Below are 24,805 nucleotides of genomic sequence, written 5' to 3' on the forward strand. Positions count from 1 at the left end.
CCCGATCAAGCTCTTCAAAACTGAATTTGGTAGTGAACAGTACCGGAACTGTCGGCAAGCAGGCAGCTAAGGTATAGCCCTCTTCTGGTTTCGCACCCGGAAGCCTGGGCGGCAGCGTGGTGAAATTCTTCTTTTAGCGAAGTGAATGGCATAGCCGGATGGGCGGATTAGAGGAAAGGGGACTGCCTAGTAACCTACGCGCCACAGAGATGGAGGTGCGGGGAATGATTGAGCTGATTATCGCTATTCTGACCTTAATTGCGGCTGTATTGCAGTTGATCAACTGGTTCCTTTAAGGTGCCGGAGTCTATGAAGGTGAAAGCCTGAACGGGCAAAACTGAAAGGTTTATAGCCGTCCTCTGGGGCGGCTTTTTTCGTTATTCAGCTTAGTTCGGCAGACTTGGGGGTTTTACCGAATCCGGCAAAAGATTGCTTCGTATAACGTCCGCTTCTGGCACAAAGCGGACGCTAACATCTCTTCCTTTTTCCGCTATGAGCGATAAGCGGACGCAAAATAGTTGATTGGGGTTGCAACATTTGCCGTATCATTCAGAAAACGGACTGTTCTTGTTAGCCAGCACTAAAAAAAGAGCCTTCGCAGGCCCTTTTTTAATCAGAAAACCGTTAAATCCTGATTTCAGAAACTCTGCCAGTTGTCATTGCCCGCTGCTGCAACGGCAGGAACCGGACGCAGGACTGACGTGACCGGTAAAGTCCGATCAGAAGGGCGGCCTGACGCAGGGGAAGCTGAAAGCGTAAACGTGTTTACCAGCTGGCTGAGCGCGGCAGCCTGTTCCATCAGAGAGCGTGAGGCTGCTGAGGCCTCTTCAACCAGCGCGGCGTTCTGCTGTGTCACGTCGTCCATCTGATTGACGGCCTGATGCACCTGTCCTATCCCCTGAGACTGCTCACTGGCCGCCACGGATATTTCATCCACCAGGTCGGTCACCTGCCGAACGGCATCGTTCATTCTGGACATGTTTTCCCCCACCCCTTCGGCCTGAGCGGAGCCGGCTTCGACGAAGCCCATTGAAGACTCGATGAGTTCCTTGATTTCGCGGGCCGAAGACGATGAGCGCTGTGCAAGATTGCGGACTTCACCGGCTACGACGGCAAATCCCCGGCCCTGCTCTCCCGCACGGGCCGCTTCAACCGCAGCGTTCAGGGCCAGAATATTGGTCTGGAATGCAATCCCTTCAATCAGGGCAATGATGTCGGTGATTTTCGCTGAACTTTCTCTGATATCGCCCATTGTAGACAGCAGCGTTTGGACACGACCGGCACTGTCCTCTGATATTTCATGTGCGTTCTTCGCGAGCTGGCTGGCCAGACGGGTGTTTTCAGCAGTCTGGCGAACGGTTTCACTCAGCTCAGACATGCTTGCTGCGGTCTGCTCCAGGGAAGCAGCCTGCTCCTCAGTGCGCGATGAGAGATCTTCGTTACCCGCTGATATCTGTGCCGACGCAGAGCTGACTGACTGCGCTGACGCCTCTACTTTTGACAATGACATAGAGACGTTTTCAACCAGATGGTTGAATGCCCGGGCCGTCATGCCGATTTCATCCCGGCGGGACGCGTCAACCCGGAGTGTGAGGTCCAGCTTTTCGCTGGCACTTTCCATCGTTTCACGCATACCGTTCAGCTGACGCCGTATGCCAAAAATGGTTCTGAGTGCGAAGAAAGCCAGAATGATGATGGCCAGCGCTGAACCACCGACCAGACTCCAAACTGTCGTTTTATAGGTTCTGTCATTTTCTTTACGCAGGCTGTTGCCGATGTCTACGTTGAGCTTCAGCTGCTTCTGATAACCCGCGATCAGCTGACGTGCGGCTTCGCCAATGCCGTCATTTCCCTGAAGCGCACCCAGAGCTACCGCATCATTCTGAGCCCGTGAGCCTGCCAGGAAGGCCGGAAGCGTGGATTCAATCCGCTTAATGGTGGTGAAAGCAGATTCCGTCATCCGGCGGTCTTCTTCATTCGAAACGTCGTTTTTCAGGTAGTACTCATTCAGTGAAGCAATGTTGCTGATAACGCCGTTAATTTGCTTCTCAATTTCGGCCTGACGCCTGGGATCTGTCGCGCTCTGGTGACGGTAGAGCCAGATAATCAGGGAGTTACTTCCGTCGACCATTTTGCCGATGTCCAGCAGTGACGGAACGGTGTTCTCCTGCACGTACTGAAAGCGGGACTGAAATCCTCCTGCAACGACGACGGCCACGATGACCATCGTGACCAGTGCTGCAGAAAGGAGGGAAAAGGCGAGCAGTAATCGCTGTGTAATCGTCATCTTTATTTCCTGTCGTTATAAGTGATTGATATACTGAAAAAGGTTCCAGTAAACCAAACTTCCAGCATATATATCGGCAGAAAGAAGAATTTGATTATAAAAAAGGAGAACTTTCATTCTGCTGACATGTAAGCGTCCAGAAAATAATGAATTTTCAATTCTTGTCCGACGACAAATCATCTGAAGCGCTGCTGGCCCGGTGAATGAGAGCGTGATTCATAAAAAATGCCCGCAAGCGGGCAAAGGAAAGCTAAACCATCTCACGGCCGACGCAGTAGTCAGCAGTTAATGAAGTATAGTTGCGTACAAAAAAACGACAGAAAGGGACTGCCGATTGTTCTGAAAGATTAAAACATGGAGCCTGCGTTAAAGACGCGGGAAGATATGCCGATAAATATTGGTGATAAATGCCAGTTGTTAACGCTGTTAATAATCAATCTGCATTCCACCTGAGTATTTGGGGCTCCGGCCCCTTTTTTTATCCACAAAGCCCCTTAATACCCTATGCCACTTATGAACTAAGCACGGTTTCAGGAACGTCCGCTTCTGGCACGGAGCGGACCTTTGTGCCTCAACGGCCGCTATGAGCGAGAAGCGGACATCGTGTTTAAGGTAATATCGCCTAACTCAAATGACCGCTAGAAACCTAATGTTCAAGTAGATGTGTGGCAATTCCCCATCTGAGCGCCATGCATTTTCCATCCAAAAAATCGAAAACGGAGTAACTCGCATTGGGTGAGCGTACCGGGTAAAGTTATCGATAGTCCCTTCTTTAAGTATTGCCAGCACTCCCTGACTGACATGCCATGCGTCACGATACACACGCACAGATGTTCTTTGGTGCCTTGCAGATCTTGTAAGAAACTTATTACTCGTTGAGTTGCCTGTGCTAATGACTCTCCCTCTGGCGGACAATAATCTGCATCAAATTTGAATAACGCATTTGCATCTTTCGGATGGTGTTGAATGAGCTGTGCCGTTGACATGCCTTCAAACTGACCAAATGCCTGTTCTTTAAGAGCAGTTTCAGCTACCTTGCACTTCTGGAAAAGTTTATTAAATCAAAAATAAAGTAAAGCAGGCACGGATTAAGCGATCATTGTTTTAATGTCAGTAATGATATTCTGCGATTTAACCTCGCCTCAGTGAATTCTTAAAAAATCAAGAACAGAAACATTGCTGGCTAAAATTATAATCTTGAAAATCCGTCCTCACCGGAATTGTACCGAACGGAGCGGGTGCAGAACAACTTCCCATCGGAAAGATGTAACGCCCCGTCCGGCGCTACACAGAGTAGCATTTTATGATTCGAACGATACGAGGTCAGGTGAGAGAAACAGCGCTGATATATGAGTTATACCTTACCTGCCGTAATCTCAGCGCTCAGAGCGCCTGCCAGGACAAATAGTTTTGGCCTGGTAGCTCTGGCTTTACCTTACATTCCTGAGAAAATGTCTTTCGGCGACATACTGATAATACAGTGCGCGACCCGTATTTGTTTCAGCCGACCCATCCGAAGCCTTAGTGAAGCTAATCAGACGAAAATTCAGCAAAGCCTGATTGAGATGCTTTCAGAACTTAATCCGTGAAATAATGATTATTTAGCTTAAGCAATTTGTTTAACGTTATTAAAAGTTTATTCCGTAAAGCAGTAAATCAAACATGCTGTATAAAGTTAATGGGTGAATAACCGATAACAGGATTAAGGTGAAGTACAAATGTATCTTTTGTAATTGTCACCATAACGAATTAATTCACCAGGAATCATAAATGAACAAGATTCTTAACAATATAAGTCTTACCGCCAAATTTGCCATTCTGGGACTGTTTTCCCTTGTTCTGTTCTCAGTTCCTACCATGCTTTTTGTGTCCGAAGGCAATAAATACATTCAGGACAAGCAAAGGGAGGTAACGGGTGTACCTGTAGAAAATAAGATTTTAGCCCTGCTAAATTTGATACAGCGCCATCGTGCAGAAACCGCCATTGCCATTGCAACCAAAAATCCCGCAACACCGTCCCGCGTTCAGGTCAGAGATGAAATTGAAAACATCACTGATGTTATTACCAGAGATATGGCCAGAACAGAAGGCAGCGCAGCCATCATCAGCAAAATCAATGATGTGCATACACAGTGGAGCCAGCTACAGCAAAGAATCGATTCTTCACAACTGAGTCTGACAGCCAGTCTTGATGCGCATGCCCTCCTCATCCGCACACTTTTGAACGCGAACCGTGATGTGCTGGATTTTTACGGGCTTTCACTCGATTCAGATATCAACACGTACCGTTTAATTATGAGTAATTTTTCATCACTGCCTGAGCTGACCGAAAGTCTTGGAAAAATACGTGCATTCGGCACCTCACTTCTTGCACGAAATGAAAGCATAAGCGAAGCAGACTCTGTCCGTATGGAGTCTTTAATCAGTAATGGTTCGTATAACCTGAATTTATTTGTTCAGGATTCTGAAAAACTGTTTTTATCTGATAACACACTTAAGCAAAAGTTCAGTGCAGATGCAGATGCAGCCGTTCAGGAGGCAAACAGTGCTCTCAAAACCGCTGAGGCGATTTTTATCAATCGCAGCATGACCAATCAAAACCCGAAGGACTATGCAGCGCTCTTTACGCACGCTATTAATAAATTCAGCGACTACGCCATTGCCGGGGGTAATGAACTGAATGAAATGCTGAATGGGCAGATTAAGGAACACCGGTATGAACAATATGCGCTACTGACCGTTCTTGTTTTTATCGTCCTGCTGGCAGTAATTTTCGCTCTGGTTATCATTCGCTCCGTTACCAGACCTATCAGTGCAGCATCAAAGCTGGCGCTTGAAGTCGCAGGAGGGGACCTTACGTCAACATTTACGGTAACGGGGCGTAATGAAACTGCCGGACTGCTCAGGGCATTACTGCAAATGAGTCAGCGTCTTACGCTTACGGTTGAAAACATTAAAAGCAACGCTGTCACTATTGCTACGTCATCAGAAGAAATTGCCCGTGGAAATGGTGATCTGTCTGCGCGAACGGAAGAACAGGCAGCCTCTCTGGCTGAAACCGCGGCCAGCATGGAGCAGTTATCGTCAATCATTGGCAATAATGCAGATAACACGCGTCATGCTGCTGAAATGGCCAGCTCCGCGACCAGTGCGGCCCTGAGAGGCGGTGAGGCGATGGAGTCAGTGCTGGATTCAATGGAAAAAATAAGCAACAGTGCGGGTCAGATAAAAGAAATCATCTCTGTTATTGACGGGATAGCATTTCAGACGAATATTCTTGCTTTAAACGCAGCCGTCGAAGCTGCCCGGGCAGGTGAACACGGTAAGGGCTTTGCTGTTGTTGCATCTGAAGTCAGGGCGCTGGCACAGCGATCGGCTGGAGCGGCGAAGGAAATCAAAGGGCTCATTGAGCAGTCAGTTGAGCATGCCGAACAGGGAATTTCGATGGCCCGGGATGCCGGTGACAAAGTTAAGCAAAGCGTGGAAGCTATTGAGCAGACATCGCAATTAGTTAAAGAGATTTCATCTTCTTCTGAAGAACAGAGTGCGGGCATATCACAGATAAATATTGCGGTGTCACAGATGGATCAGGTTACGCAGCAGAACGCCGTGCTGGTTGAAGAGTCTGCATCATCTGCTGATGAACTTGCAAACCGGGCCGCAAGCCTGAGAGAGGCTGTCAGCGTATTCCGCACAAACGCTGTATAAGTGGTTAAAACGCATTAGTTGTGTGCCGTTAAACATGGCCATACTTTTACAAAAATTACATCTGTATCCGATAAGCCATCTCTGAGGATGGCTTAACTCATTTAGGTCCATGGCAAATTTACAAGGTACACTGCTGCAGTTAAAGGTCAGGCGGGCTAATTGAATGCCTGTGGGAACATATTACATTAATCACCCGGTTGCCTGTAAGAGCTACGCTCATAATAACCTCAGTTCGGCCAGGTTGTTTCTGTTGCAGATGGTATCCATGCTCGAATTGCTCACTTTTTGCCAGTCCGTTTTGACCTGCTCCGTGTTCATTAACATAACATTATGAATGTCCGCTTCTGGCACAAAGCGGACGTTCTATGGAGGATAGCTGGTAAGCAAAAAGCAGACGATGAGGATTATCAGTATTTAATTACCTGCGGCTTTTTTTATAGCCTGCTGCATCACCGCTTCGCTGACCACGCCCGGTATCACCGTGGTGTTGGCTTCCGTGGCATTTTCCACCGGCATGACGATAATGCCCGGCGTTCCCGTCAGGCCCAGCATCTCTGCCAGCGCATCGTTGTTCCGGATAACCGCGTCTGATTTACCGTCGTCTGCACCGCTTTTATCCGTTACTCCGGCGGTTTTTGCCGCCTCATCGATGTCGGTGGCAGTCAGCTTCCCTTCGTTATGCCCCGTGTGGTAAATCCCGTTATGGTAGGTCATATAGGCCTGTGCACCCTGTCGCCGCCAGACGTCCAGCCCGCGACGCGAGGCCAGCGTCGATTCCTGAAAACGCGGGGCGAATATCGTCCAGTCGCGGAACGCAAAGCGCACGTCGGGATTTGCGGCCATCACCTTTTCCATTACGGGGGCCATCATGCTGCAGGCAATGCACTCATAGTCGAAGAACTCCGTCACCAGCACCTTTGCGTTTTTCGGCCCGGAGACGGGGATGTCATCCAGCTGCATCAGCAGCCGGTGCGCACCGACCGCGGCCTGCGTATAAGCAGCCTGACGGCGCGCCTCCTGACGCGCCTGCAGCTTCTTGCTGACCTCAATCAGCACGTCCGGATGGGCGACCAGGTAGTCTGCCGCGATTTCGCCGATACGGGCCTGCTGAGCCGGCGTGAAGGGTTCACCGGCCGTCGCGCTGGCGCCGTTCGTAGCCGCCGTGGAACTGAACGAAACAGATAACGCCAGCGCAAGCGCCGCGACTGAGAAAGTATTTTTCATTTAAGGGTCCGTTAGCCCTGAACGGGCGTGAGAAAAATCGGGTTGTGGACACGCAGCGTGGCCTTATGGAAATGACGGATTAAGCTAGCGTTCTTTCTGTATCTGACGGTGCGCTCCGGCGTCAGCTCGGCCTGTACGCGCTCAGGTCCTGACGGCTGCGGCGCTTCCCGGCCTCCCTGACAAGCATTTTTTCCGGGACTTCCGCCGCCTGAATGTCACGGGCAAGCTGCTGTTCTCCCGGGGCAAAAAGCTCACGCGTGCGCCGGGGTTCATCGGGCAGATGGATATCACCCAGGGCAACTGCGTCAGACTCAGCCGGCAGCAGCTGTTCCGCGATGCTGCGCTCATCGGGCAGGGCCGCCTCCCTTTGCGGTGTGGCCACGTCCGGCACAATGTCGTCAGGTTGCACAGCCTCGCCCAGCTCGCTGGCCAGTTCCGCCTCGCGTGACTGCATTTCCCGGGCCCAGTCGCCGTATTCATTCGGAACGGCCGGGACCTCCGGCATCCTGCTGTCGGCGGCGGCCAGCTGCATCACGCGCTCCTCCGGCAGCTCAGCAACATAAGCCGGTACGGCCTCGTCCGGAATAATCACCGGCTGTTCACCGGCCAGCCACGCGGACTGCACAACGTCCCCGTTTACGGCCGTGTGCCCGCGGGTGATTTTTAACAACTGCTGAGAGGGCTCTCCGTCGCCGGTTCTGATGAGTATGCCGGCGTCCGGATGGGCCCTGGCCACGCTCATCGCGTCTGCCACGCTTTCCACCACGCGGGTTTCCCCGTTGCGGCTCCGGCGGAACAGGGCTGCCTGGGCATCCCCCGTGGCCACCATGCGGATCTCCCCCTCACGGATGCGTCCCGCCTCAGGCCGGAGCGGCATCAGCGCCAGCCCGCCGCCTTGCCGTTGCCGTCATACACCGGCAGGGCCAGGTGCGCATCCGGGTATTTTTTCATGGGCGGAATGACGCGCGCTGTCAGGGACTGCTCTGTGAGCCCCTGCTCCCGCAGGTATGTCCGTCCGATGGCCGTCTTCCTGATGGCCTGGCCCATTGACCAGATACGCCTTGCCTGCTCACGCTCAGCCTGCGGCGTCAGCGCATCATGCGCGCTGGCGGGCTCATGCTCCTTTTTCTCCAGCGACCGCAGCCAGTCAGCCTGACCGTCGGTCACGATCTGAACGTGCTCCCTGGCGCGCGACACGTTGATGTAAAAGGCACGCATACCGCTCATCCATTCACGGCCCCCTGCGTCCCTTCAAGCACCAGTGAGTAGCGGGCGCTGGCCCCCTGCCTCCGTAACCGGTGACGGCCCAGGCATAGTCGAGGTGACGGTCGGCCGTGACCGCACCGGGGTGAATAACCTTTTCTCCCGCCTGGTTTTTCAGGACGATTTCACCGTTCTCACGCAGCGCGGCCACGCGGTACTGCTCATGCGCGGCATGCCCGGCCTGCTTCTGCGTTTTGTTCAGCCGCACACTGTCGCCTTCGCTGAGGCTGATTTCACGCTTCTCGAACACTTCCACCTCGGTGGCGTTCAGTTCCTTTGGCGAGTAATAGTGCAGCCGGTCGTTCTCGTCCTTCAGCGCAATGAGCCCGTTACTGATGTCCACCTCCGAGACCGTCAGATAACGTTCGTTTGCCAGTACCATCAGGCCTTCGCGCCAGTCTTTCAGGCGGTTAAAGTCGTGCCGCCCGCCGTTGATGCGGTCCAGCACCGGCACAGAGACGCTGTCTTTACCGAGTTCTCCCCGCTCAGCCAGAGCCTCGTGAATGCCGCGGTTGATGGCCCGGCGGTCATCGTGCAGCTGAACGAGGATCATGGTCTGATCGCGCGCCTCGTCCGTGCGGCTGATAAAATCTGCCACGATCACCTCCACCGGCTTGCTGCTCTCGATGACGGAGCCGGCAGGCACCACGCTCCCCGGCCGCCTCGGCACCACCGAAGGCGACACGTTCTGCACATTTTTCAGGGCCGCCGCGACGTCACTGTCGATGATGTTGTACACCGCTGCTTTCAGGTCCGTGCTGCTCTGTCGCACGATTTCTTTCATGACGGCAACGTCAATCGGGCTGCGTTCCTGAATCAGCCGGAACGGAGCCCCGCTCTCGGGTGATGTGAGCTGGTCAGTGTCACCGACCGAAACCGCCCGGCCGTTGCCGGCAGCAATGGCCTGGTAGACCGCCGCCGTGTCCTGGTTGCCCAGCATGGATGACTCATCGATAAGAAACAGCATGTTGTCATAGCTGACCGTTTCGCCCGCTGCGGTGCGCTGCTGCCAGTCCAGCACAAACGATTTGACGGTCTGTGCATCGATACCGGTTGAGGCCATTTCCTTGACCGAGCGGTGAGTCGGGCCGAGGCCGACGATGATCGGCCGCTTTTCCTCCGGCAGCAGGTCAATGGCGGCGCGAACCGCGCTGAACTGGGTGGTTTTACCCACACCGGCATAGCCCTGAACCGCCGTGAAGCGGTCAGTACTCTGCAGAATGAGCTCCGTTGCGGAACGCTGACCGGCGGTGAGTCCCGTCAGCACGTCCGGACTGACATGCTCCATCAGCGGTGACCGGGTATTTTTACCCGCGACGACGTGGCCAATGATGGCTTTTTCCATTTCCCAGGCGGACCGCGCAACGTACCGCGGTTCGCCAAGCACCTGAACGGCAATCAGCTCACCGGCTTTGACCTGACGCCTGATTTCCTGCCGGATATCCCTCGTCGTTCCCCCGAACGTCAATGCCTCCTCGATCAGTTTTACGTCAGAAAAGGTGACGTGACGCATCTGCGCGACGGCGCGCGCCACGGATATTTCTGTGTCCGTGAGGAGATTTTCATTGAGGGTTTTAAGTGCCGCATCAGGAACATCCTGACCGCTGGCCCGCCTGACCAGTTCCAGAGGAGAACGGAGCGAACTCAGGCGGGAAAGCCTGTCCTCCGCCCGCGTCTGCGCTTCGCCGGTAAAAATTTCAGCCTTACTGCCTGACTGCGACAGCGCATTGATCATGTTGGCAGACAGGTCACGGGCGCCCAGGCTGGCCAGAACCGTACCCTGTTCGTTATCGCGACTCCCGGGGGCACTGACGTAAGCGTGTGTGACGTATAACGGACGGTCGGCAGGCACGCGGATGGGCTTTTTCTGCCCTTCCCGGTTCATCACCAGCGCCCCGTCCTCGAATGCCGTGACCGTCAGACGATCGCGGGCCTTCACGCCGGCGGATTTGTCAGTGGCCACCGCAAAAAGCTGCTCTCCCTGCGCCACGCTCAGTTGTTCACGCGTATAAAGCCGCCAGTCGGCGGTCAGGTCGGCCAGCCTGACGGTCTGCAGAACGCCGTCACTGTCGGCCAGTGACAGCATCCGGGTGTCCTCATGAACGCGGTCGACGGTATAGTGACGCACATCCTCACGGTCTGAACGGTCTTCAAGCACCATGCCCGGCCTGTAGGTCACCGGCATGCGGCGGGTCTTTGCGGAGACGTAAACCGGCGTGCGGGCTTCCACCGTCAACAGTTCCGGACCGAGCTTGCCCGCCTCCTGCAGGGCATCCCGGATCATGCCGCTCAGCTGCTGCTGCTCGCGCGGACCGGTGACGGCAGCGGTGACCGGCATGTCCGTGCCGTGCAGTTCAGCAAAACGCTCTGCCATGGCGCTGTAGCGCTCCCGCTTGTCCTGAATGCTGATGACGGTCGCCTCAAGCCCGGCGGCCGGCGCATTCAGGCTGTGACGCGTCACGCCTGCCGACATCAGCACCGAAAGGGCGCTGGTATTTGACTGACGTCCTCCGCTGTCAAGAAAGAGCAGTTGCGCACTTTTTTCTTTGGCCTCCCCGGTAAGCACCAGCATTTCTTTCAGGCTGAGCTTTTCCGCCCCTCGATAACCAGAGTACTCTGCGGGCTACCCACACTGGCCAGCAGAACCGGCACCGGCATAAAGACAGCAGGGGAATAACGGATACCGGCAGGAGGCTGAACAGAACGCGGCGGGGATGCGCGGTGCGTCAGCACCGCCTCTGCCCTGCCCCGCAGGGGCGCGGGGCTTATGCGGCGGTGCAGGCGGGGAATGACCCTGCCGTGGGTGACAGGGTTACGGCGGCGTTCCGGTCAGGCGTCTTATGCGTCCTTACCGGTCTGCGCGTCTTCTGAGAAGGGGGCCAGGCCAGGGCGCAGGATGACGCCCGACACATCGGTATTTTCCCGCGCTTTGTGCAGGTCGAAAGCGGCCTGCATCGCCAGCCAGAGACGCGCGGCAATGCCTAACCCCGCCTCCAGCCGCACCGCCATTTCGGGGCTGACCGCCGCCTTGCCGGACGCCACCTTGCTCAGCGCCGCCGGAGAGACGCCCAGGTCTTTCGCCATTTTACGCAGGCTCACGTTATTGTCTTCCAGGTACTCCGTAATGAAGCCACCAGGATGCGGGGGATTGTGCATCGCCATCAGTGATAGTCCTCCAGGTTGAGAATGTAAGCGTTGCCGTCGGTAAACTCGAAGGTGATGCGCCAGTTGGCCCGCACCGTAATGGCATACAGGTTTTTGCGATCACCCTTGAGCGGATGGAAACGAAAACCGGGATAGCGGCTGAATTCATCCGTCGAACCGGCCTCATCGATGGCCAGCAGGCGCAGCCGGATACGTTCTGCATCCTTTGCCTGAACGCCGCTCGTGTCGCCTTTTTCATAGAGCTTCTGCAACCCTTTGTGCTTCCAGCTTTTAATCATGCTCCATCCCCTTGTTTCCCGTCACGAAACATTATAGCAAAGCGTTTCGCGTAAGGAAACACTTTACCCGCTCTTTCTCCCGCCCTGTGACGGGCGACTGTGAACGGCCGCCCGCAGGAGGCGGCCCGACTGCGACGGCTACGGGCCAGGGTTTACCGGCCCGTCAGACAGGGAGCGCAGGAAATCCATCATCGCGTTAATTCTGCGCTGCGCTTTCAGCCGCTCCTCAAACCCGTTGATGTAATACACCGCGTGTAACGCACGCGGCTGAACTGCATTGTCAGCGTGTTGCCGGTGATGACTTCGGCGGGAATGCCCAGCAATGAAAGCTGAATAAACGCCATGTCCGCCGCCACCGGATCGATGTCGATGCAGTTCACAAACATCTGCTCTGAGGGATTCAGCCCCGCCTCAAGCATACATTCGGCCACCGCAACCACCATGCCGCCCGCGCCACAGGTCGGCTCTGACAGCGTAAACAGCCCTTCACGCTTCACCGCTTCCTCCACGCCAGGCATGAGCATGCGCGCCATCAGCGACTGTACGGAGTACGGCGTAAAATACTGCCCCTGCCTGCCGTCGCCCAGCTCCAGCTCCATGAATATGGCCCCCAGGAAGTCATGAAACTTCGCTTCCAGCGCGCTCACCATCAGGCTGAAAAGCCGGTGAAGATCCTGAATGTCCTCTGACCTGTAGCGCCCGCAGATTTTGCGGCAGCGTTCCATGCTTTCCGGTGCGCGGATCGTGGCAAGGTCGAGTTCACTGGCCGCCAGCGTGATAAAGTCGCTGAACACGTCCCAGCGGCGCAGGTGCCGGGCCGTGTGCCTGAACACGCTGACGAACTGTTTACGCGCCGTCTCGATGCTCATCATGCGGTGCGCGGGGACGGATCGCAGGCGGGCGCTGACGGGTTGAGGACAACCGGCGCGGGGCGGGATCTTCAGCCTGGTTAAAAAAATCGGCGAAATCTAACTGTGACATAAACCACTCCTTAAACGGCCGCCCCGCAGGGGCGGCCGGATTTACATCACGCGAGGCCGAGGCCGCGTTGACCAGGGCAATAAAGAACGGCCACTGCCTCACCTGCATAGCCGGAACGCGGGCACGTTTCCCGTTACGGCGGGCATTTACAAACGCCTGCGCGTGTGACACGATTTGCGGGTCAAATTGCATGGGTTTATCTCCATGTTGGTTTTACGATGCCGGATGCAAACTTTTGCGGGTGAGTCATCCGGCGTGGACAGAGCAGGCTCAGGCCTGCTTTTTTCATTTCTGACTCAGGTCAAAGGCCTCCTTAACGCGCGTCATGATCTGCGCGTGGCTCAGGTGGGAATAATCCCGCAGCCGGAAGTAACGCGCTCCGGCCCGGGCGTAAATGTCGGTCACCTGCCCGCAGTAAAACTCGGCCAGCATGAACGTTTCACACTCCCCGTCTTCACTGCATGACCAGTTCAGCGGATAGGCCACGCCCAGCGCGTCGTGAAAGCGGTGAACGTCAGTTTCCGCAGGCGCTTTCAGCGCCGCTTTTTCCCGGCCCTGCCAGTAAAGCCGCTCCTCTTCGGCGGTTTCACGCCCGCCGTCATACACTGAGGCGATAAACGCCGCCTCGCGGGATTGCGGCCTGTCAGCAGGTCGGCATCGGGGCCGCTCAGGACGTCACGGATAATCAGTTGCATAGCGTTCTCCCTGTCAGTGGGTGGGGTTGCGCCGCCTGCGCGGCGCATAAAAATCACCAGATGTTGTCGCGCCAGAAGTAAAAGCCCGCGTCCAGTTCCGTACGCAGGTAATTCAGGGCATACGCCCATGCGCCCTGCCCGGTTTCACCGAACTGCGCCAGGGCAACGTCACGCGCGGCCAGCCACGCCCGCACCAGCGGAAACGGCAGTCGCGGGCGACGGGCTGACCAGTCCGGCACGGCATCGCGCAGCGCTTCCGCAAGGCTCAACAGCGAACCGAGCAGCAGTTCCGCACGTTCGCCCTCTTCCATGCCGTCCTCTGCCAGACGGCCCAGAAACGCCAGCGTCTGCGCGACACCGGACGGAAGGCCGTTGACGTTTGTCCGTAAAACCCGTGTTTCGGTAGATTCAGAAGCGGCGGTTTTGACGTTGACGTTGTGGGTGTTCATGCTGATTCTCCTCTCTCGGTTGCTGTTAACCATGTTTCGGTGAGTTCATCGCGGCGAAGGGCAAAGTGGCACCGGCCGGCGACCGGAACACAGGCGTCCCGGAAGCCGCAGCGCAAGCGAGCCGGTTTTCCGGCGAGTGCGAACGGGTGAGGAACGGCGTAAGCGTACCTGTGTGGGAGGGAGAAGGACTGTGCGACTGTCAGCCCTCCGCGGTGGACCACCGGAACAGAACAGCCGCACGGGGATAACATGAGCATGAACACCTCCGGCACGACGGAACGGCGTGACGGCCTTACAGGGCGCGGCCGCGCCCGGTGAACGCACCGGCGACAGCCGGTTGCAGCCCTGACGTTGACCTCAGCCATCAGACACTAGCCGTCAGGCACGAACCGCGGCCCTTTGCGGTTCGGCGGAGCTTAGCGGCTGTGCCGCTTAGCGGAGTGTGGCTCGACGACTGCCCGCAAGGGCAGGAGCCGAAGGGGGCCATGTTTCACAGGGTTTGCTTTAAGAGAAGCCTGAGAGAAAAACGGAGGCGAACACTGAGAAGATGAATACAGACAGGAAAATGCCGGAAGAATGCGCCTTAACACCACCACTTAACAACCCCGCCCGGCTGAGCGGGTCATAAATCAGCTTCAGCGCATCATCCTGAACAGCCTGATAAAACGTGCAGTCTTCATGCCTGCACGCCACACGACATACAGGATGATCACGGCCATGACGGCCATCAGTGACAGCGCCAGCGGATTATTCACCCCCGTCATCACCTCATGCATTTTTACTGCCTGGACTAAATCCATTATCACCCTCTCAGTATGATGTTAACCCGCACAGATCAGCGTTCATGTCATTCTGCGCCTGACTGCGTTTTACGGCAACAGCCTGCCCTGCGTGAGCTTGTTCGGCACCATCCAGCGCTCCAGCGCCCGTACCGCTTCGCCCGCCTCCGCTGACCGGAAACCGGCCTCGGCGGTGAGCCGCCATAACGGCTCACCGTCAAAGTACAGCCGGACAAAACCGGCCATCGAGGGAAAGCGATCGGCCCAGCGGAAAAACTGGCTGATCAGTTCGCTCTCGCTGACCGCTGTGTCTGACCACTTTGAGGCCCAGCTGGCGACCGTGGCCGGCGTCTGGAAGGCGAGTTCGATTTCAGCCTGCGCCGTCAGCGCCTGAACCACCCGCGCCTTCAGCACCTCCCTGCGGCGAAACTGGCGGCTGTATTTTTCGGCGCGCATCTCTGCCTTTCTTTGCCGCCGCTCGCCGCACTGGAAGATGACTTCCGGAAAGAGCAGGCGGGCCGCGTCCGACGGCAGCGGGTGGGTGGCGCAGCCCCGCTTTCGATGAGCCAGTCAACGGCCCGCAGCCACTCGCGCTTGCGGCCGCGTAACGCTTCCTCGCGCAGAACCGGATCGAAGAAGCGCAGTTCACGCAGGGTGATGCGCTTGCTGCCCTTCAGGAAGCGGAAGAACGCCTGCGCATAGGGGAAGTCAGCGCGAAGCGTCTGACGTTCGCGCCTGCGTTCGACGTAATCAACAGCCTGAAGCATCGCGCGCCGCGCCTCGCAGAGCGGCACCAGTGAACGGTTTTTCGGATCATGCATCGCCCTCCTGTACCAGATAATCTGCCAGGCCACTGACGCTGTACTCCAGCAGACAGGCCTGCGCCGCAGCGGCGATCAGGGCGCTGATGCGCGCAGGGTCGAACGGCGTCAGCCGGAGAACGTCGCGCACGCAGCCGCCATCCGCCGACGCGATCAGGACAAGCCATTCACCGGCGACTTCGCCGGGACTGCACACGCACAGGCAGAATGCCTCACCTGGCGGCGCAAAGCGCAACTGCACCGGGAACAGGCCGCCGAATTCGGCCCGGTATTCGCCGTTGACCGTCCAGCCCTCCGGGACGGTCAGCAGCGAAAGCACGGCGCTGGTCAGCACATGCCTTTCCCCCTCGCCCCGCGCCCGCCACTCTTCAAACTCACAGGGATGCATGGCTGTCAGCACTTCGGGATTGTTCATTACGGTATTTTTCATGATGGTTTGCCGAGCATGCAGGGGTTATTGGTTTTGTAGTCCACGACAGTTTGCGGAACACGTCGATTATCCCTGCTCAAAGGTCTCGGCTTTATTTGCGTTGAGGTGGCGGAAGGTGGTGATCACGCTGTCAAAGCTGATTTCAGGGCAATCCTCGCCGTACAGTTCCGCATCCCATGCTTTTTTCTGCTCTGCGCTCATCAGCGTCAGCATGCCGGTGTCACGCATCAGGCGATCCCATATCGGGCGATCCGCAAGGCGGCCAATCTGGCGGCGGAGGTTTTCACTCGCCTTGTCACCGCGTGCCGAACTGAGGCCGGATTCGATGATGTCCTTCATGCCGTAAAACCATTCGCGCCCGGACGCCTGCGCAAACGCGGCCTGCGCCTGCTGTATCAGGTGCATCCCCTGCATGAAGGACTCCACGCCGCTGTTGCGCTGCGCGATGATACGCTCAACCGGCACGGACGGGATGAGTTCGCCTGCATCCTCAAAACAGTGCATATCGGCGGTGAGTGCGGTCGTTGTGTCTGTCATATTTTTTCTCCTTCCTGTTACGCCGCTCAGGTGCGGCGTGTCGCATGGTTAACGTGAGGGTGTCTACGCCTGTTGCTGCCTGGTCACTGCTTCGGCTTCGTGCTGTGCCTGCTCTGTGACGTCCCGGGGTCACCGAGGAACCAGCCTTTTACCGGCCTGAATTCCTCGATAAACCGTTTCTGCGCCCGCTTCGCTGTCACAGCCTCGACGCGGGTAAACACCGGTAATGAGCCTTTTTCGTTGCTGCCGGGAAACGCAACGCTGTAGATACGCATTGCCTGCATCTGCCTGAACCTCTCCAGTCTGTTAAAGAACCGTCATCCGCTGAGTTGCCGGGGCCGCGGTTTTGACGTTTTGCGGGGAACTGCTGTCTGCTCACCAGGTTGTAACCTTCACCCGCTTGAGAGCCGTTCGCCGCAAAGGGCGTAACGGGCACAGGCCGGTGCAGCTGTCCGGGCGCGAGCGGAAAAATTTTTGGCCCGACAAAAAATTTTCCGGCGAGAGGCTTCAGCCGTCCCTGGACAGCCAGGCGGTTTGTGGCTGTCTCAGCCCCGGCGTACGGACTCATGCGCGTGAAACAACCGGCAGCAGAAACCCGCCGCAACGGCGTGAGGCGCGGGCGCGAAACGGCGTTGCCCCTTACATCCCGCCGTGTGTACTGGCGGGATGCACTGAGCGCCGGAGACGGCGCGACTGAGCGGCGCAGCCGGAACGGCTGCTGCAGGCGAAAGGTGTTGCGTCAGGATGGAAACCGCTGCCCCGGAACGGGCCGGGCAGAGACGGCGCGCCGGCTCTGTGCGGAGCATGACAGCCGACAGGACGCCCGGTGAGACAGCATTTTTTCGTGTCCCACGGGCAAAACCCGCTAAGGCGCCCGCGCATCACGACAGAAAACACTGAAAAAATGGCGGTAAACGACTCGCTGAAGAATGCTGTTATCAGAAGCGGTGCGGTGGCCGCGCCGTCAGGCGCGCGCCCTGCCGCTCCGCCGCCGCAGGCGCAGGGTTTTGGGCGGGCTGACAGGCGGCCGTAACCGCCTGAACGCTGCTGATTATCCTTTGCCGTCCTGCTTAATGAAGCGGCCGCCGATGTAGACCGCGCACTGGCAGGTCATGAAATGACAGATCTCATCCACGACTTCCTCCGTCCTGAGTTCTCTCAGTCCACTGTGGCGGCGGTGTTCGTTAATCAGCGCCCTGTACTGGCGAAGAATGTCGCGGGTTTGCGGTGACAGTTTCATTTTTTCTCCTTACCTGTTCAGAGCCACTCTTGCCTGGGCGACTGCCTGCAAAATCGGGTCGGGGTCGTCCTCTCCTCCGGTCTGGACTAAGCGCCCTGCGGCCTCGGTCAGCGTCTGAAGGCTTCTGGCGTCAAGGCTGACTTCGCGTACCTGATGCATCGCCCGAATGTTGCTGAGATGCTCCCATACGGTCTGTCTGTTGATACCGTGCGCAATGTAGTTCTCATCCTGTGAGATGCGTCTGAGCACCTCGACAGCCTCCTGTTCGGTAATGCCCATGTCTTCGCTACAGACTTCCACATCTTCAACTGTCCACACCAGAACGGTCAGGGCGCACCCCGGGATATAGTTTTCCAGCAGCCAGGCGCAGACTTCATTTACGGTGCCATGCATGTTTTTTCTCCTGTAGGGGCGGCCCGCCGCCCCGTGTGTTATCAGTCAAGGGCGCAGAAAATCGCGGCGGCTTCGGGATGAATTTGTGCAAACGCGGTCAGCTGGCGGTAGCGACGGCAGAAATGCGCGCACAGTTCCTCGTCGTCGTGGCGGTCACAGAGCCAGCTGCGGTGATTCAGTACCAGCGCCGTGATGATGATCCCCGCCGCGTCCGAACTGATTTCAAGGTCGGTCCAGACGTGGGGGCTGGAAAACTGCCAGCGTTCTTCTCCGGCGGGCTTCATGTAGCCGCCGCCGTGGGGCACGCCCGGCACCCGCACAAAGTCCCACACCGCCCCGTCATAGTTGGCCAGATAGCGGTCGGCGTAGAGGTACACGTTGTTTTCGGCCCGTATGAAATCGTGGCCAAAGAGCGCAGGCAGAAAATGCAGCCTTTCAGCATCCGCCAGCACGGACGCTGGCGGGTAAACCTGGAATTGTGTGTTCATCAGACATCTCCGCAGTCAGAGGGAATTACCGTTACGGCCTGTGCCGTGCCTGAATGACAGCCCGACGAAAAGCGGAGTGATCAGGAGCGACGACGAGGCCGCAGCGCAAGCGAGCGGAGCCGTGATTACGCACGGCGCTGACGCGAAAACTGAGCGGAAGCGCGACGGAAGTAAGCGCGGCGGAGGGAGTGCGAACGGGCGAGGAGTCGAGCGCAGCGATCTCTTGATCACGCAGCGGTCGGGCTAGAGTGAAGGCACGGCACCGGCCGCAGACCGCACGGACCGGGTTTTCGGCCCTGTCCCGCCGACAGGCGGAGCAAAGCGGCGCGCAGCAACCTCCTTGTTCCCGGTTGTCCACAGCACGGTGAATAAACCGGCCGGAACCCTGTGGATAAAAGCACAGCGGCGGCAGTATCCGCGAAGCAGAAAGGAGTGGTCACTAAATGACCACTCCGGCCTATTAATCCAGGTGAGTGCGCATCAGGGCGGCCCGCCGGTAAAGCTCAAGGAGCTGCAAATCCATGTCCTCAATCAGGACGCCCGCCATTTTCTGCGCCGGCGAGGCGCCGCGGTAAAGGTTTCGCTTTACCATGTCACGCAGCCTCAGATGAAACTCGTAAAGGGATTCCTCCAGGTCGTCCACGTCGTCGGTGAGCTGAGTCAGTTCTGTATTCAGGGTCTGGTCTGTCATGGTGCTGTCCTTCTGGTCTGGTTAAGAAAAATCAATCAGGCGGCCCGGGCGGCGCGCAGTTCGCCGATGCGCTTAAGGCCGGCGGCGTGGTACTGCTCCAGCAGTTCGATCCCAATCCAGCGCCGGCCGCACTGGTCCGCGGCGACGCAGGTCGAACCGCTCCCGCGAAAGGGTCCAGAACCAGGTCGCCGGGCTTCATGAAGGATTCAATAAGCGGCCGCAGGACGCTCACCGGCTTTTCGGTCGGGTGGTGGCGGTTGCCCGTGTACTGCCAGGGGATGACGTCGGGCAGCGGGTTCGCCGGCAGCGGCGGACGGCCCTTGGCCAGCACGCAGGCGTTTTCGTGCTGATACCCGACAAATGCCGATTTCGAGGCGTAGGATTTGGTGAAAACGAGGTGCCCGACGACGCGGAAGCCCGCCGCCTTCCAGGCCTGCATGAAGACGTCAATGCGGTTCCAGCCGTAGAAACTCACCGCCAGGCTGTTGTTTTTCAGCACCCTGAACATCTGCCGGCTCGCCGGCAGCACCCACTCGTCGCTAACGTCGCCCGCAATCGAACGGCCGGACCGCTCCTTAAAGCCGACGAGGTATGGCGGGTCGGTCAGGATGAAATCAATACTCGCATCCGGAAAGCCGGACATGATCTGTACGCTGTCGCCACGCATGAATCGGGACATAACTTTGCTCCTCACGGTCAGAGGGCACCCCTGTGGTGCCGTGACCGCCACACAGCGGGCGACCGGCTGAGCAGACAAGGGCGGGCGCGAAGCCGCACGCGCCGCCGGAGCGGACTGAATGTGCCGCGCACGGCAGGGAACGGGTGAGCAGGCGAGCGCCAGCGGCACTTGACTGCGCAGCGGCCCGGCTAACGTGAAGGCACGGTGCAGGCCCTGAAAAAAGAGAAAGAGAGAGATGCGTCAGAGGGAGACGGTGGCGTCCGGCGTCAGGCGAAGCCGGAACGCCGGTTAAAAGCGGAGCGCAGCGACGGCCTTTTGAGAGTTTTCTCAGACTTATTGGTGCAATAGGCGCACTAATTGCAAAACACGACTAAGATTAATCTGAAATGGCACTTTGACGTCTGATAAAGATTAACCAACACCAGAAACCCCCTACATAACGAGAAACAATATGAAAATATCAACCCGCCTTGCTGCAGGTTTCGGCCTGCTGATCCTTCTGTTCGTCTTCTGCACCGCCACGGCAGTGCAGGCTCTGTACACGGCCCGTGAGCGCATGGACGACACCGTTAACGTCAAGCTGAAAAAGTATCAGCTGGCGCAGGCCATGTACGGCAACGTGCGGGACATAAGCGTGGCCGTCAGGAACATCGCCCTGCTTACCGAACCCGAGGCGATGAAGCCTGAACTGGCGCGCATGCAAAAGCAGAAGGCGCTGTTTAACACGAACCGTCAGGCACTGGCCGACATCATGAAGTCGGATTCAACGCCGGCGGGCCGTGCGGCAATGGAAAAAATCACTGACGCGGTGGCCCCACCTTCGCGGCGCTCGAAAAGGCCAGCCAGCTGGCCGCGGCCAACCAGCAAAAAGAAACGGCAGCGTTTCTCATCAGCGACGTCCGGCCGGTGCAGAATAAGCTTCTCGGCGCTCTCAGCGACATGACTGATATACAGCAGCACAACAGCCAGACGGCCGTGCAACAGAGCAGCCAGTCAGCCGCACGCGCCACCCTCATCCTGATGCTGCTGGCCGGTGCGTCCGTCATCGTGGCTGCAGCCACCTGCGTCGTCATTACCCGTGTGCTGATGCGCCAGCTGGGCGGCGAGCCCGCGCAGGCGCAGGCGCTGGCCGCCACCATTGCGGCCGGCGACCTCACCTCGCCGGTCGTGCTTCGCCGCAACGACACGACCAGCCTGCTGGCGTCGCTTGACAGCATGCAGGCCAACCTGCGCGGCCTGGTGTCGCAGATTAAAGAGACCTCTGCCTCTGTGGCCCTGGCGTCAGACGAAATCGCGCAGGGTAATACTGAACTGTCATCCCGGACCGAACAGCAGGCGGCTGCGCTGCAGGAAACGGCCGCCAGCATGGAGCAGCTCACCGCCACGGTGAAGAGCAACGCGGCCAGTGCGCAGCAGACTGCAGAGTCCGCACGCGGGACCGCACAGCTGGCTCACGCAGGCGGGTCAGACGTGCAGCGCATGTCGGTGACCATGCAGGACATCTCTGCGAGTGCCGCAAAAGTCCGCGACATCACGTCCGTGATTGAGGGCATCGCCTTCCAGACCAACATCCTGGCGCTGAACGCCGCAGTGGAAGCGGCCCGCGCAGGTGAAGAGGGGCGCGGGTTTGCCGTGGTGGCCGGTGAGGTGCGTACGCTGGCGCAGCGCAGCGCAACGGCAGCAAAGGACATCAAGACGCTGATCGAGCAGGCCGTTGATCAGATTGAAAGCGGCGTCGGCGTGGCCGCATCGACAGGACAGAGCATCCAGAAGGTGGTCGGTCTGGTCGGTGAGCTCGCTGAGGCGATGGATAATATCTCCCTGGCGTCCTCGGAGCAAATGCAGGGCATTTCGCAGGTAAGCGTTGCCGTGAGTCAGATGGACGGCGTAACGCAGAACAACGCGGCGCTGGTCGAGGAGTCCTCGTCGGCTTCACAGTCGCTGTCTGAACAGGCACACGCGCTGCGCGGTATGGTGGAGGCATTCCGTGTCTGAAACGGATGAACAGGCTTATCATCAGACCGTCCTGAGACTGAAAGCCAACGTGGACGTGGTGTTTGAACAACTGAAAAGCGGGGATTACGTGAGCCCGGACACGTTTGCCAACAACCTTCAGCATCTGCTGCGCATGGCGGAGGAAGTTCAACCTTACCTGGAGCATCCCGGTCTGATTGAGCGCCTGGCGGCCACGGATTTGATGCTCACGGCAGACCTGCTGGGCATCGTCAGTTCGGTGAACATAATGGGTAACTTCATCGCCTGCCTGTCCCGACAGGCAGGTAAACAGGCAGCTGACGGGCTCCGGTCTGACTTCCGCTGAAATACGTCCATCACAGCACACGGGGTAACTTAAGTGTGCTGTGATGTGGCAGTTGTCAGAAAGATACTTCTCGCCTCCGGGCTGGCCCGTCGCGTTCATGCCGGCGGGCTTTTTTTTGGCCGGTGACTGAGGCCGGATAAAGGTCATTACCCTGAAGCTACCCTGCCCCGCCTTCTCCGGACACGCTGGCCGCCTGCCTGACGGGCCTCAGGCACACGCGGGCATCCTTTCGGTCTGGTAGCGTGCCTTCAGTGAGAATGTCAGGAAAGTCTCTCGCTGGGCCTGTCGCGTAATGTTAAATTTCCTGAACTGAATCAGGTTAACACAGGGAAATGACGATGTTTAAGGCGCTTGTGACAGGAAAACTGAGTCTGGCGAAGACATTCTGGGGATGGGGATTTGGCGGAAACGCGCTGATTGTGGCCATCAGCAAGGCGGGCGTCTATGCCGGGCAGTACTGGCTGCTGCCGGTGAGTCACGTACTGCAGGCCCTGCTTTCACTCGCGGTGCTCTCCGGACTGACGTTCATCCTGAAAGAGAAGCACACCATTCCGGGAGTCGTGCTCGGGGCGTGGCTTTTGCCATTTTTCTGGTGCACTTCATTCTGAGCGCAATATTTGCCGTGCGCTTTTCGTCGGTGATTTTTTTCTGATCGCCGGCAGGTCTTCAGCCGGGATGAAATTAAAAAAACCGCCCGGTACCGGGCGGCTGAACAATCAGGCATTCAGAAGGTTGCTTAACTTGCGGAACCCTCAGCCTGGTCGTTCAGGAGCATACCTGCAAGCGTAAGCGGTAACCTTTTTGCTTAAACGGATGAAACCCTCTCCTGTCCGGGCGCTGATTATGCTGAGGATTCACGCCCGGTCACACACGGAATTGATTTGCTTACAACACAGTTCCCGGACGTGACTATGCTTCCTGCTGCTGCACACAGACGTGTCAGTCTGAAGATGGTATTTCTTGATTTATTTAGCCCGGTACGCCGGGCATTTTTCAGCTGCCCTGACTGAGCATTCTCCGCTCAGACATGGCCTGGCGGACCAGCCAGAAGCCGGGTGAGTAGAACGCACGCCCCAGCTTTTCCGCAACGGCCGGTGTCACGACCAGTATGTCACGCAGAATAAGGCTGACCTCATTCTCCCGCAGGCCGGAGCGACGGCAGAGCCCGTCCGTGTTCATGCCGTATTCAGCCAGCAGAGACGCCAGAAAACGGCCCACTGAATCCTGCTCTTCCATCGGGCTTTCCTTCAGCCGTGAATGTTGTCTGAGCATAAAACACACCCCCGCCCGTTCAACATTTATACAGCCCGGTAATCCTGCCCTTAAAACGCGAGGTGACCACGCTCGCCGCAGGCCAGGCTGAGGCGTACCGCAGCGGAGCGAGGAACGAACAGCCGGGACGAGGAAGCGTCATTTCACTTATGTCAGCAACGACTGCTTACGCGCTTCCCTGACTGAAACTGCCCGACAAAAAAATCATTAGCCTGCTCAGTAAGATAGGCATCGCCTCATCAGCGTACCGTTTCGTTCCCCTTGCCATGCGCTTCCGGCTCAATAATACTGTTTTTATATACAGTATCATTTAGGGAGGAAATTAACTATGCCAGATTCATTCATTACCGCACCGGCTTCAGCCCATTCAGTCCGGAGAGCGGCACCATGAAAGCGACATCCTCTCAGGGCGGGCTGACGCTATTCAGGCCTTCCGATATCCGTTCCGTCATGCGCATCCCGCTGTTTGTTGAACGCTGCGCGGCCGGTTTCCCCTCTCCAGCAACCGACTATGTCGAGAGCGAACTGGACCTGAACGAGCTCTGCATCACCCACCGGGCCGCCACGTTTTTTGTGCGCGCCAGCGGCAGCAGTATGGAAGACCTGGGACTGTATGACGGCGACGTGATGGTCGTCGACCGCGCGAAAACAGCCATCCACGGCGACATTGTCATTGCGGAGGTCGGCGGGAGTTCACCGTCAAACGCCTGCAGCTGCACCCACAGATTGCGCTGCGCCCGATGAACCCGGCCTATCCGGTGATATACCCGGAGGAGCTGCACCTGCTGGGCGTGGTCACCTGGTTCTTCCACAATACCGAGGCGCGCCGGAGGTAACCATGCCGATGTTTGGTCTGGCTGACGTCAACAGTTTCTATGCGTCCTGTGAGGCCCTTTTCCGGCCTGACTTGCGGGGAAAACCCGTTGTGGTCCTTTCGAACAACGACGGCTGCGTAATCGCAAGAAGCAAAGCGGCCAAAGCCCTGGGTATCAAAATGGGGGTGCCATGGTTTCAGTTAAAAGCGCAGCATTTACCTGAAAAGGTTCACATTTTCAGTTCTAACTATGGGCTTTAGTAAGTTAAGTGGAATGCAACATTGATCGTA

21 protein-coding genes and 7 pseudogenes are annotated in these 24,805 nt (G+C 57.3%); 6 read left to right on the top strand and 22 right to left on the bottom strand.

The window, feature by feature from the left end; translation table 11 throughout:
• Positions 1 to 637: 637 nt before the first annotated feature.
• Positions 638 to 2,287: a methyl-accepting chemotaxis protein gene (locus C1N58_RS22260; RefSeq protein ID WP_394564986.1), complete on the bottom strand. Its 1,650-nt coding sequence runs from the start codon at positions 2,285 to 2,287 to the stop codon at positions 638 to 640.
• A 646-nt stretch (positions 2,288 to 2,933) separates the two neighbouring features.
• Positions 2,934 to 3,321: pseudogene (locus tag C1N58_RS22265) on the bottom strand (histidine phosphatase family protein); the annotation flags it as partial.
• Positions 3,322 to 4,057: 736 nt separating this feature from the next.
• Between C1N58_RS22265 and C1N58_RS22270 the strand changes: the two are divergent.
• A complete protein-coding gene (locus C1N58_RS22270; protein ID WP_058702423.1) occupies positions 4,058 to 5,995 on the top strand; it encodes a methyl-accepting chemotaxis protein in 1,938 nt (645 codons plus the stop codon).
• 414 nt (positions 5,996 to 6,409) lie between these two features.
• On the opposite strand, the gene C1N58_RS22275 is transcribed toward C1N58_RS22270, so the two are convergent.
• From C1N58_RS22275 to C1N58_RS22365, 19 genes and pseudogenes are all read right to left on the bottom strand, one after another.
• Entirely contained in the window at positions 6,410 to 7,219 is an 810-nt protein-coding gene (locus C1N58_RS22275) for a DsbA family protein (protein ID WP_394564987.1), read from the bottom strand.
• A 121-nt stretch (positions 7,220 to 7,340) separates the two neighbouring features.
• Positions 7,341 to 8,446 (bottom strand): annotated as a pseudogene (locus C1N58_RS22280) (conjugative transfer relaxase/helicase TraI domain-containing protein).
• A gap of 4 nt (positions 8,447 to 8,450) precedes the next feature.
• Entirely contained in the window at positions 8,451 to 11,054 is a 2,604-nt protein-coding gene (locus C1N58_RS22285) for an AAA family ATPase (protein WP_394564988.1), read from the bottom strand.
• 266 nt (positions 11,055 to 11,320) lie between these two features.
• Entirely contained in the window at positions 11,321 to 11,710 is a 390-nt protein-coding gene (locus C1N58_RS22290; RefSeq protein ID WP_394565079.1) for a HigA family addiction module antitoxin, read from the bottom strand.
• Positions 11,644 to 11,925 (bottom strand): type II toxin-antitoxin system RelE/ParE family toxin, encoded by a 282-nt coding sequence (locus C1N58_RS22295; RefSeq protein WP_019104686.1) that lies wholly within the window; start codon positions 11,923 to 11,925, stop codon positions 11,644 to 11,646. The genes C1N58_RS22290 and C1N58_RS22295 overlap by 67 nt, the downstream gene beginning before the upstream one ends.
• 215 nt (positions 11,926 to 12,140) lie before the next feature.
• Positions 12,141 to 12,797: an N-6 DNA methylase gene (locus C1N58_RS22300; RefSeq protein WP_394564989.1), complete on the bottom strand. Its 657-nt coding sequence runs from the start codon at positions 12,795 to 12,797 to the stop codon at positions 12,141 to 12,143.
• On the bottom strand, positions 12,772 to 13,098 hold the full coding sequence (locus C1N58_RS22305) for a hypothetical protein (RefSeq protein ID WP_394564990.1): 327 nt from the start codon (positions 13,096 to 13,098) through the stop codon (positions 12,772 to 12,774). The genes C1N58_RS22300 and C1N58_RS22305 overlap by 26 nt, the downstream gene beginning before the upstream one ends.
• Before the next feature lie 93 nt (positions 13,099 to 13,191).
• The gene (locus C1N58_RS22310; RefSeq protein ID WP_394564992.1) at positions 13,192 to 13,512 is read right to left on the bottom strand and encodes a hypothetical protein; all 321 of its coding nucleotides are present in this window, start codon (positions 13,510 to 13,512) and stop codon (positions 13,192 to 13,194) included.
• Between the two features lie 142 nt (positions 13,513 to 13,654).
• Entirely contained in the window at positions 13,655 to 14,050 is a 396-nt protein-coding gene (locus tag C1N58_RS22315; protein ID WP_394564993.1) for a hypothetical protein, read from the bottom strand.
• 635 nt (positions 14,051 to 14,685) lie between these two features.
• Entirely contained in the window at positions 14,686 to 14,850 is a 165-nt protein-coding gene (locus tag C1N58_RS22320; protein ID WP_394564994.1) for a hypothetical protein, read from the bottom strand.
• A gap of 69 nt (positions 14,851 to 14,919) precedes the next feature.
• Positions 14,920 to 15,650 (bottom strand): annotated as a pseudogene (locus tag C1N58_RS22325) (plasmid SOS inhibition protein A).
• Positions 15,643 to 16,080 (bottom strand): conjugation system SOS inhibitor PsiB, encoded by a 438-nt coding sequence (gene psiB, locus C1N58_RS22330; protein ID WP_394564996.1) that lies wholly within the window; start codon positions 16,078 to 16,080, stop codon positions 15,643 to 15,645. Before psiB ends, C1N58_RS22325 begins: the two are co-directional and overlap by 8 nt.
• A 66-nt stretch (positions 16,081 to 16,146) precedes the next feature.
• Positions 16,147 to 16,617 carry a DUF4942 domain-containing protein gene (locus C1N58_RS22335; protein WP_394564997.1) on the bottom strand — a complete coding sequence of 157 codons (471 nt, stop codon included), beginning with the start codon at positions 16,615 to 16,617 and terminating at the stop codon, positions 16,147 to 16,149.
• Positions 16,618 to 16,700: 83 nt separating this feature from the next.
• Entirely contained in the window at positions 16,701 to 16,901 is a 201-nt protein-coding gene (locus tag C1N58_RS22340; RefSeq protein ID WP_394564999.1) for a hypothetical protein, read from the bottom strand.
• A 767-nt stretch (positions 16,902 to 17,668) separates the two neighbouring features.
• A complete protein-coding gene (locus C1N58_RS22345; protein WP_394565000.1) occupies positions 17,669 to 17,857 on the bottom strand; it encodes a hypothetical protein in 189 nt (62 codons plus the stop codon).
• A 9-nt stretch (positions 17,858 to 17,866) separates the two neighbouring features.
• Entirely contained in the window at positions 17,867 to 18,250 is a 384-nt protein-coding gene (locus tag C1N58_RS22350) for a DUF1380 family protein (RefSeq protein WP_394565001.1), read from the bottom strand.
• A 41-nt stretch (positions 18,251 to 18,291) separates the two neighbouring features.
• Complete coding sequence (locus C1N58_RS22355; RefSeq protein WP_394565002.1) at positions 18,292 to 18,738, bottom strand: antirestriction protein; 447 nt, start codon at positions 18,736 to 18,738, stop codon at positions 18,292 to 18,294.
• A 460-nt stretch (positions 18,739 to 19,198) separates the two neighbouring features.
• Positions 19,199 to 19,429, bottom strand: coding sequence for a hypothetical protein (locus C1N58_RS22360; RefSeq protein WP_394565005.1), 231 nt, complete (start codon positions 19,427 to 19,429; stop codon positions 19,199 to 19,201).
• 35 nt (positions 19,430 to 19,464) lie between these two features.
• Positions 19,465 to 20,108 (bottom strand): annotated as a pseudogene (locus C1N58_RS22365) (DNA methyltransferase).
• A gap of 451 nt (positions 20,109 to 20,559) precedes the next feature.
• On the opposite strand from C1N58_RS22365, the pseudogene C1N58_RS22370 reads away from it, so the two are divergent.
• The 3 genes and pseudogenes from C1N58_RS22370 to C1N58_RS22380 all read left to right on the top strand — a co-directional run bounded on the left by C1N58_RS22370 (position 20,560) and on the right by C1N58_RS22380 (position 23,036).
• A pseudogene (locus C1N58_RS22370) lies at positions 20,560 to 22,103 on the top strand (methyl-accepting chemotaxis protein).
• On the top strand, positions 22,096 to 22,428 hold the full coding sequence (locus C1N58_RS22375) for a hypothetical protein (RefSeq protein WP_394565007.1): 333 nt from the start codon (positions 22,096 to 22,098) through the stop codon (positions 22,426 to 22,428). Before C1N58_RS22370 ends, C1N58_RS22375 begins: the two are co-directional and overlap by 8 nt.
• A gap of 338 nt (positions 22,429 to 22,766) precedes the next feature.
• Positions 22,767 to 23,036 carry a hypothetical protein gene (locus C1N58_RS22380; protein ID WP_394565010.1) on the top strand — a complete coding sequence of 90 codons (270 nt, stop codon included), beginning with the start codon at positions 22,767 to 22,769 and terminating at the stop codon, positions 23,034 to 23,036.
• A 385-nt stretch (positions 23,037 to 23,421) separates the two neighbouring features.
• On the opposite strand, the gene C1N58_RS22385 is transcribed toward C1N58_RS22380, so the two are convergent.
• Entirely contained in the window at positions 23,422 to 23,700 is a 279-nt protein-coding gene (locus C1N58_RS22385; RefSeq protein ID WP_394551548.1) for an XRE family transcriptional regulator, read from the bottom strand.
• A gap of 387 nt (positions 23,701 to 24,087) precedes the next feature.
• Between C1N58_RS22385 and umuD the strand changes: the two are divergent.
• Both umuD and C1N58_RS22395 read left to right on the top strand, forming a co-directional pair.
• A pseudogene (umuD, locus tag C1N58_RS22390) lies at positions 24,088 to 24,536 on the top strand (translesion error-prone DNA polymerase V autoproteolytic subunit).
• 8 nt (positions 24,537 to 24,544) lie between these two features.
• Positions 24,545 to 24,772: pseudogene (locus tag C1N58_RS22395) on the top strand (DNA polymerase V subunit UmuC); the annotation flags it as partial.
• Positions 24,773 to 24,805: the final 33 nt, after the last annotated feature.

The organism is Pantoea sp. SGAir0180 (assembly GCF_043546245.1).

Excerpts from the sequence above, each read along its gene's own strand:
- C1N58_RS22260 (WP_394564986.1), bottom strand. The coding sequence starts at position 2,287 with ATGACGATTACACAGCGATTACTGCTCGCCTTTTCCCTCCTTTCTGCA.
- C1N58_RS22270 (WP_058702423.1), top strand. The coding sequence starts at position 4,058 with ATGAACAAGATTCTTAACAATATAAGTCTTACCGCCAAATTTGCCATT.
- C1N58_RS22275 (WP_394564987.1), bottom strand. The coding sequence starts at position 7,219 with ATGAAAAATACTTTCTCAGTCGCGGCGCTTGCGCTGGCGTTATCTGTT.
- C1N58_RS22285 (WP_394564988.1), bottom strand. The coding sequence starts at position 11,054 with ATGCTGGTGCTTACCGGGGAGGCCAAAGAAAAAAGTGCGCAACTGCTC.
- C1N58_RS22295 (WP_019104686.1), bottom strand. The coding sequence starts at position 11,925 with ATGATTAAAAGCTGGAAGCACAAAGGGTTGCAGAAGCTCTATGAAAAA.
- C1N58_RS22300 (WP_394564989.1), bottom strand. The coding sequence starts at position 12,797 with ATGATGAGCATCGAGACGGCGCGTAAACAGTTCGTCAGCGTGTTCAGG.
- C1N58_RS22305 (WP_394564990.1), bottom strand. The coding sequence starts at position 13,098 with ATGCAATTTGACCCGCAAATCGTGTCACACGCGCAGGCGTTTGTAAAT.
- C1N58_RS22315 (WP_394564993.1), bottom strand. The coding sequence starts at position 14,050 with ATGAACACCCACAACGTCAACGTCAAAACCGCCGCTTCTGAATCTACC.
- C1N58_RS22320 (WP_394564994.1), bottom strand. The coding sequence starts at position 14,850 with ATGGATTTAGTCCAGGCAGTAAAAATGCATGAGGTGATGACGGGGGTG.
- psiB (WP_394564996.1), bottom strand. The coding sequence starts at position 16,080 with ATGAAAAATACCGTAATGAACAATCCCGAAGTGCTGACAGCCATGCAT.
- C1N58_RS22335 (WP_394564997.1), bottom strand. The coding sequence starts at position 16,617 with ATGACAGACACAACGACCGCACTCACCGCCGATATGCACTGTTTTGAG.
- C1N58_RS22340 (WP_394564999.1), bottom strand. The coding sequence starts at position 16,901 with ATGCAGGCAATGCGTATCTACAGCGTTGCGTTTCCCGGCAGCAACGAA.
- C1N58_RS22345 (WP_394565000.1), bottom strand. The coding sequence starts at position 17,857 with ATGAAACTGTCACCGCAAACCCGCGACATTCTTCGCCAGTACAGGGCG.
- C1N58_RS22350 (WP_394565001.1), bottom strand. The coding sequence starts at position 18,250 with ATGCATGGCACCGTAAATGAAGTCTGCGCCTGGCTGCTGGAAAACTAT.
- C1N58_RS22355 (WP_394565002.1), bottom strand. The coding sequence starts at position 18,738 with ATGAACACACAATTCCAGGTTTACCCGCCAGCGTCCGTGCTGGCGGAT.
- C1N58_RS22360 (WP_394565005.1), bottom strand. The coding sequence starts at position 19,429 with ATGACAGACCAGACCCTGAATACAGAACTGACTCAGCTCACCGACGAC.
- C1N58_RS22380 (WP_394565010.1), top strand. The coding sequence starts at position 22,767 with ATGTTTAAGGCGCTTGTGACAGGAAAACTGAGTCTGGCGAAGACATTC.
- C1N58_RS22385 (WP_394551548.1), bottom strand. The coding sequence starts at position 23,700 with ATGCTCAGACAACATTCACGGCTGAAGGAAAGCCCGATGGAAGAGCAG.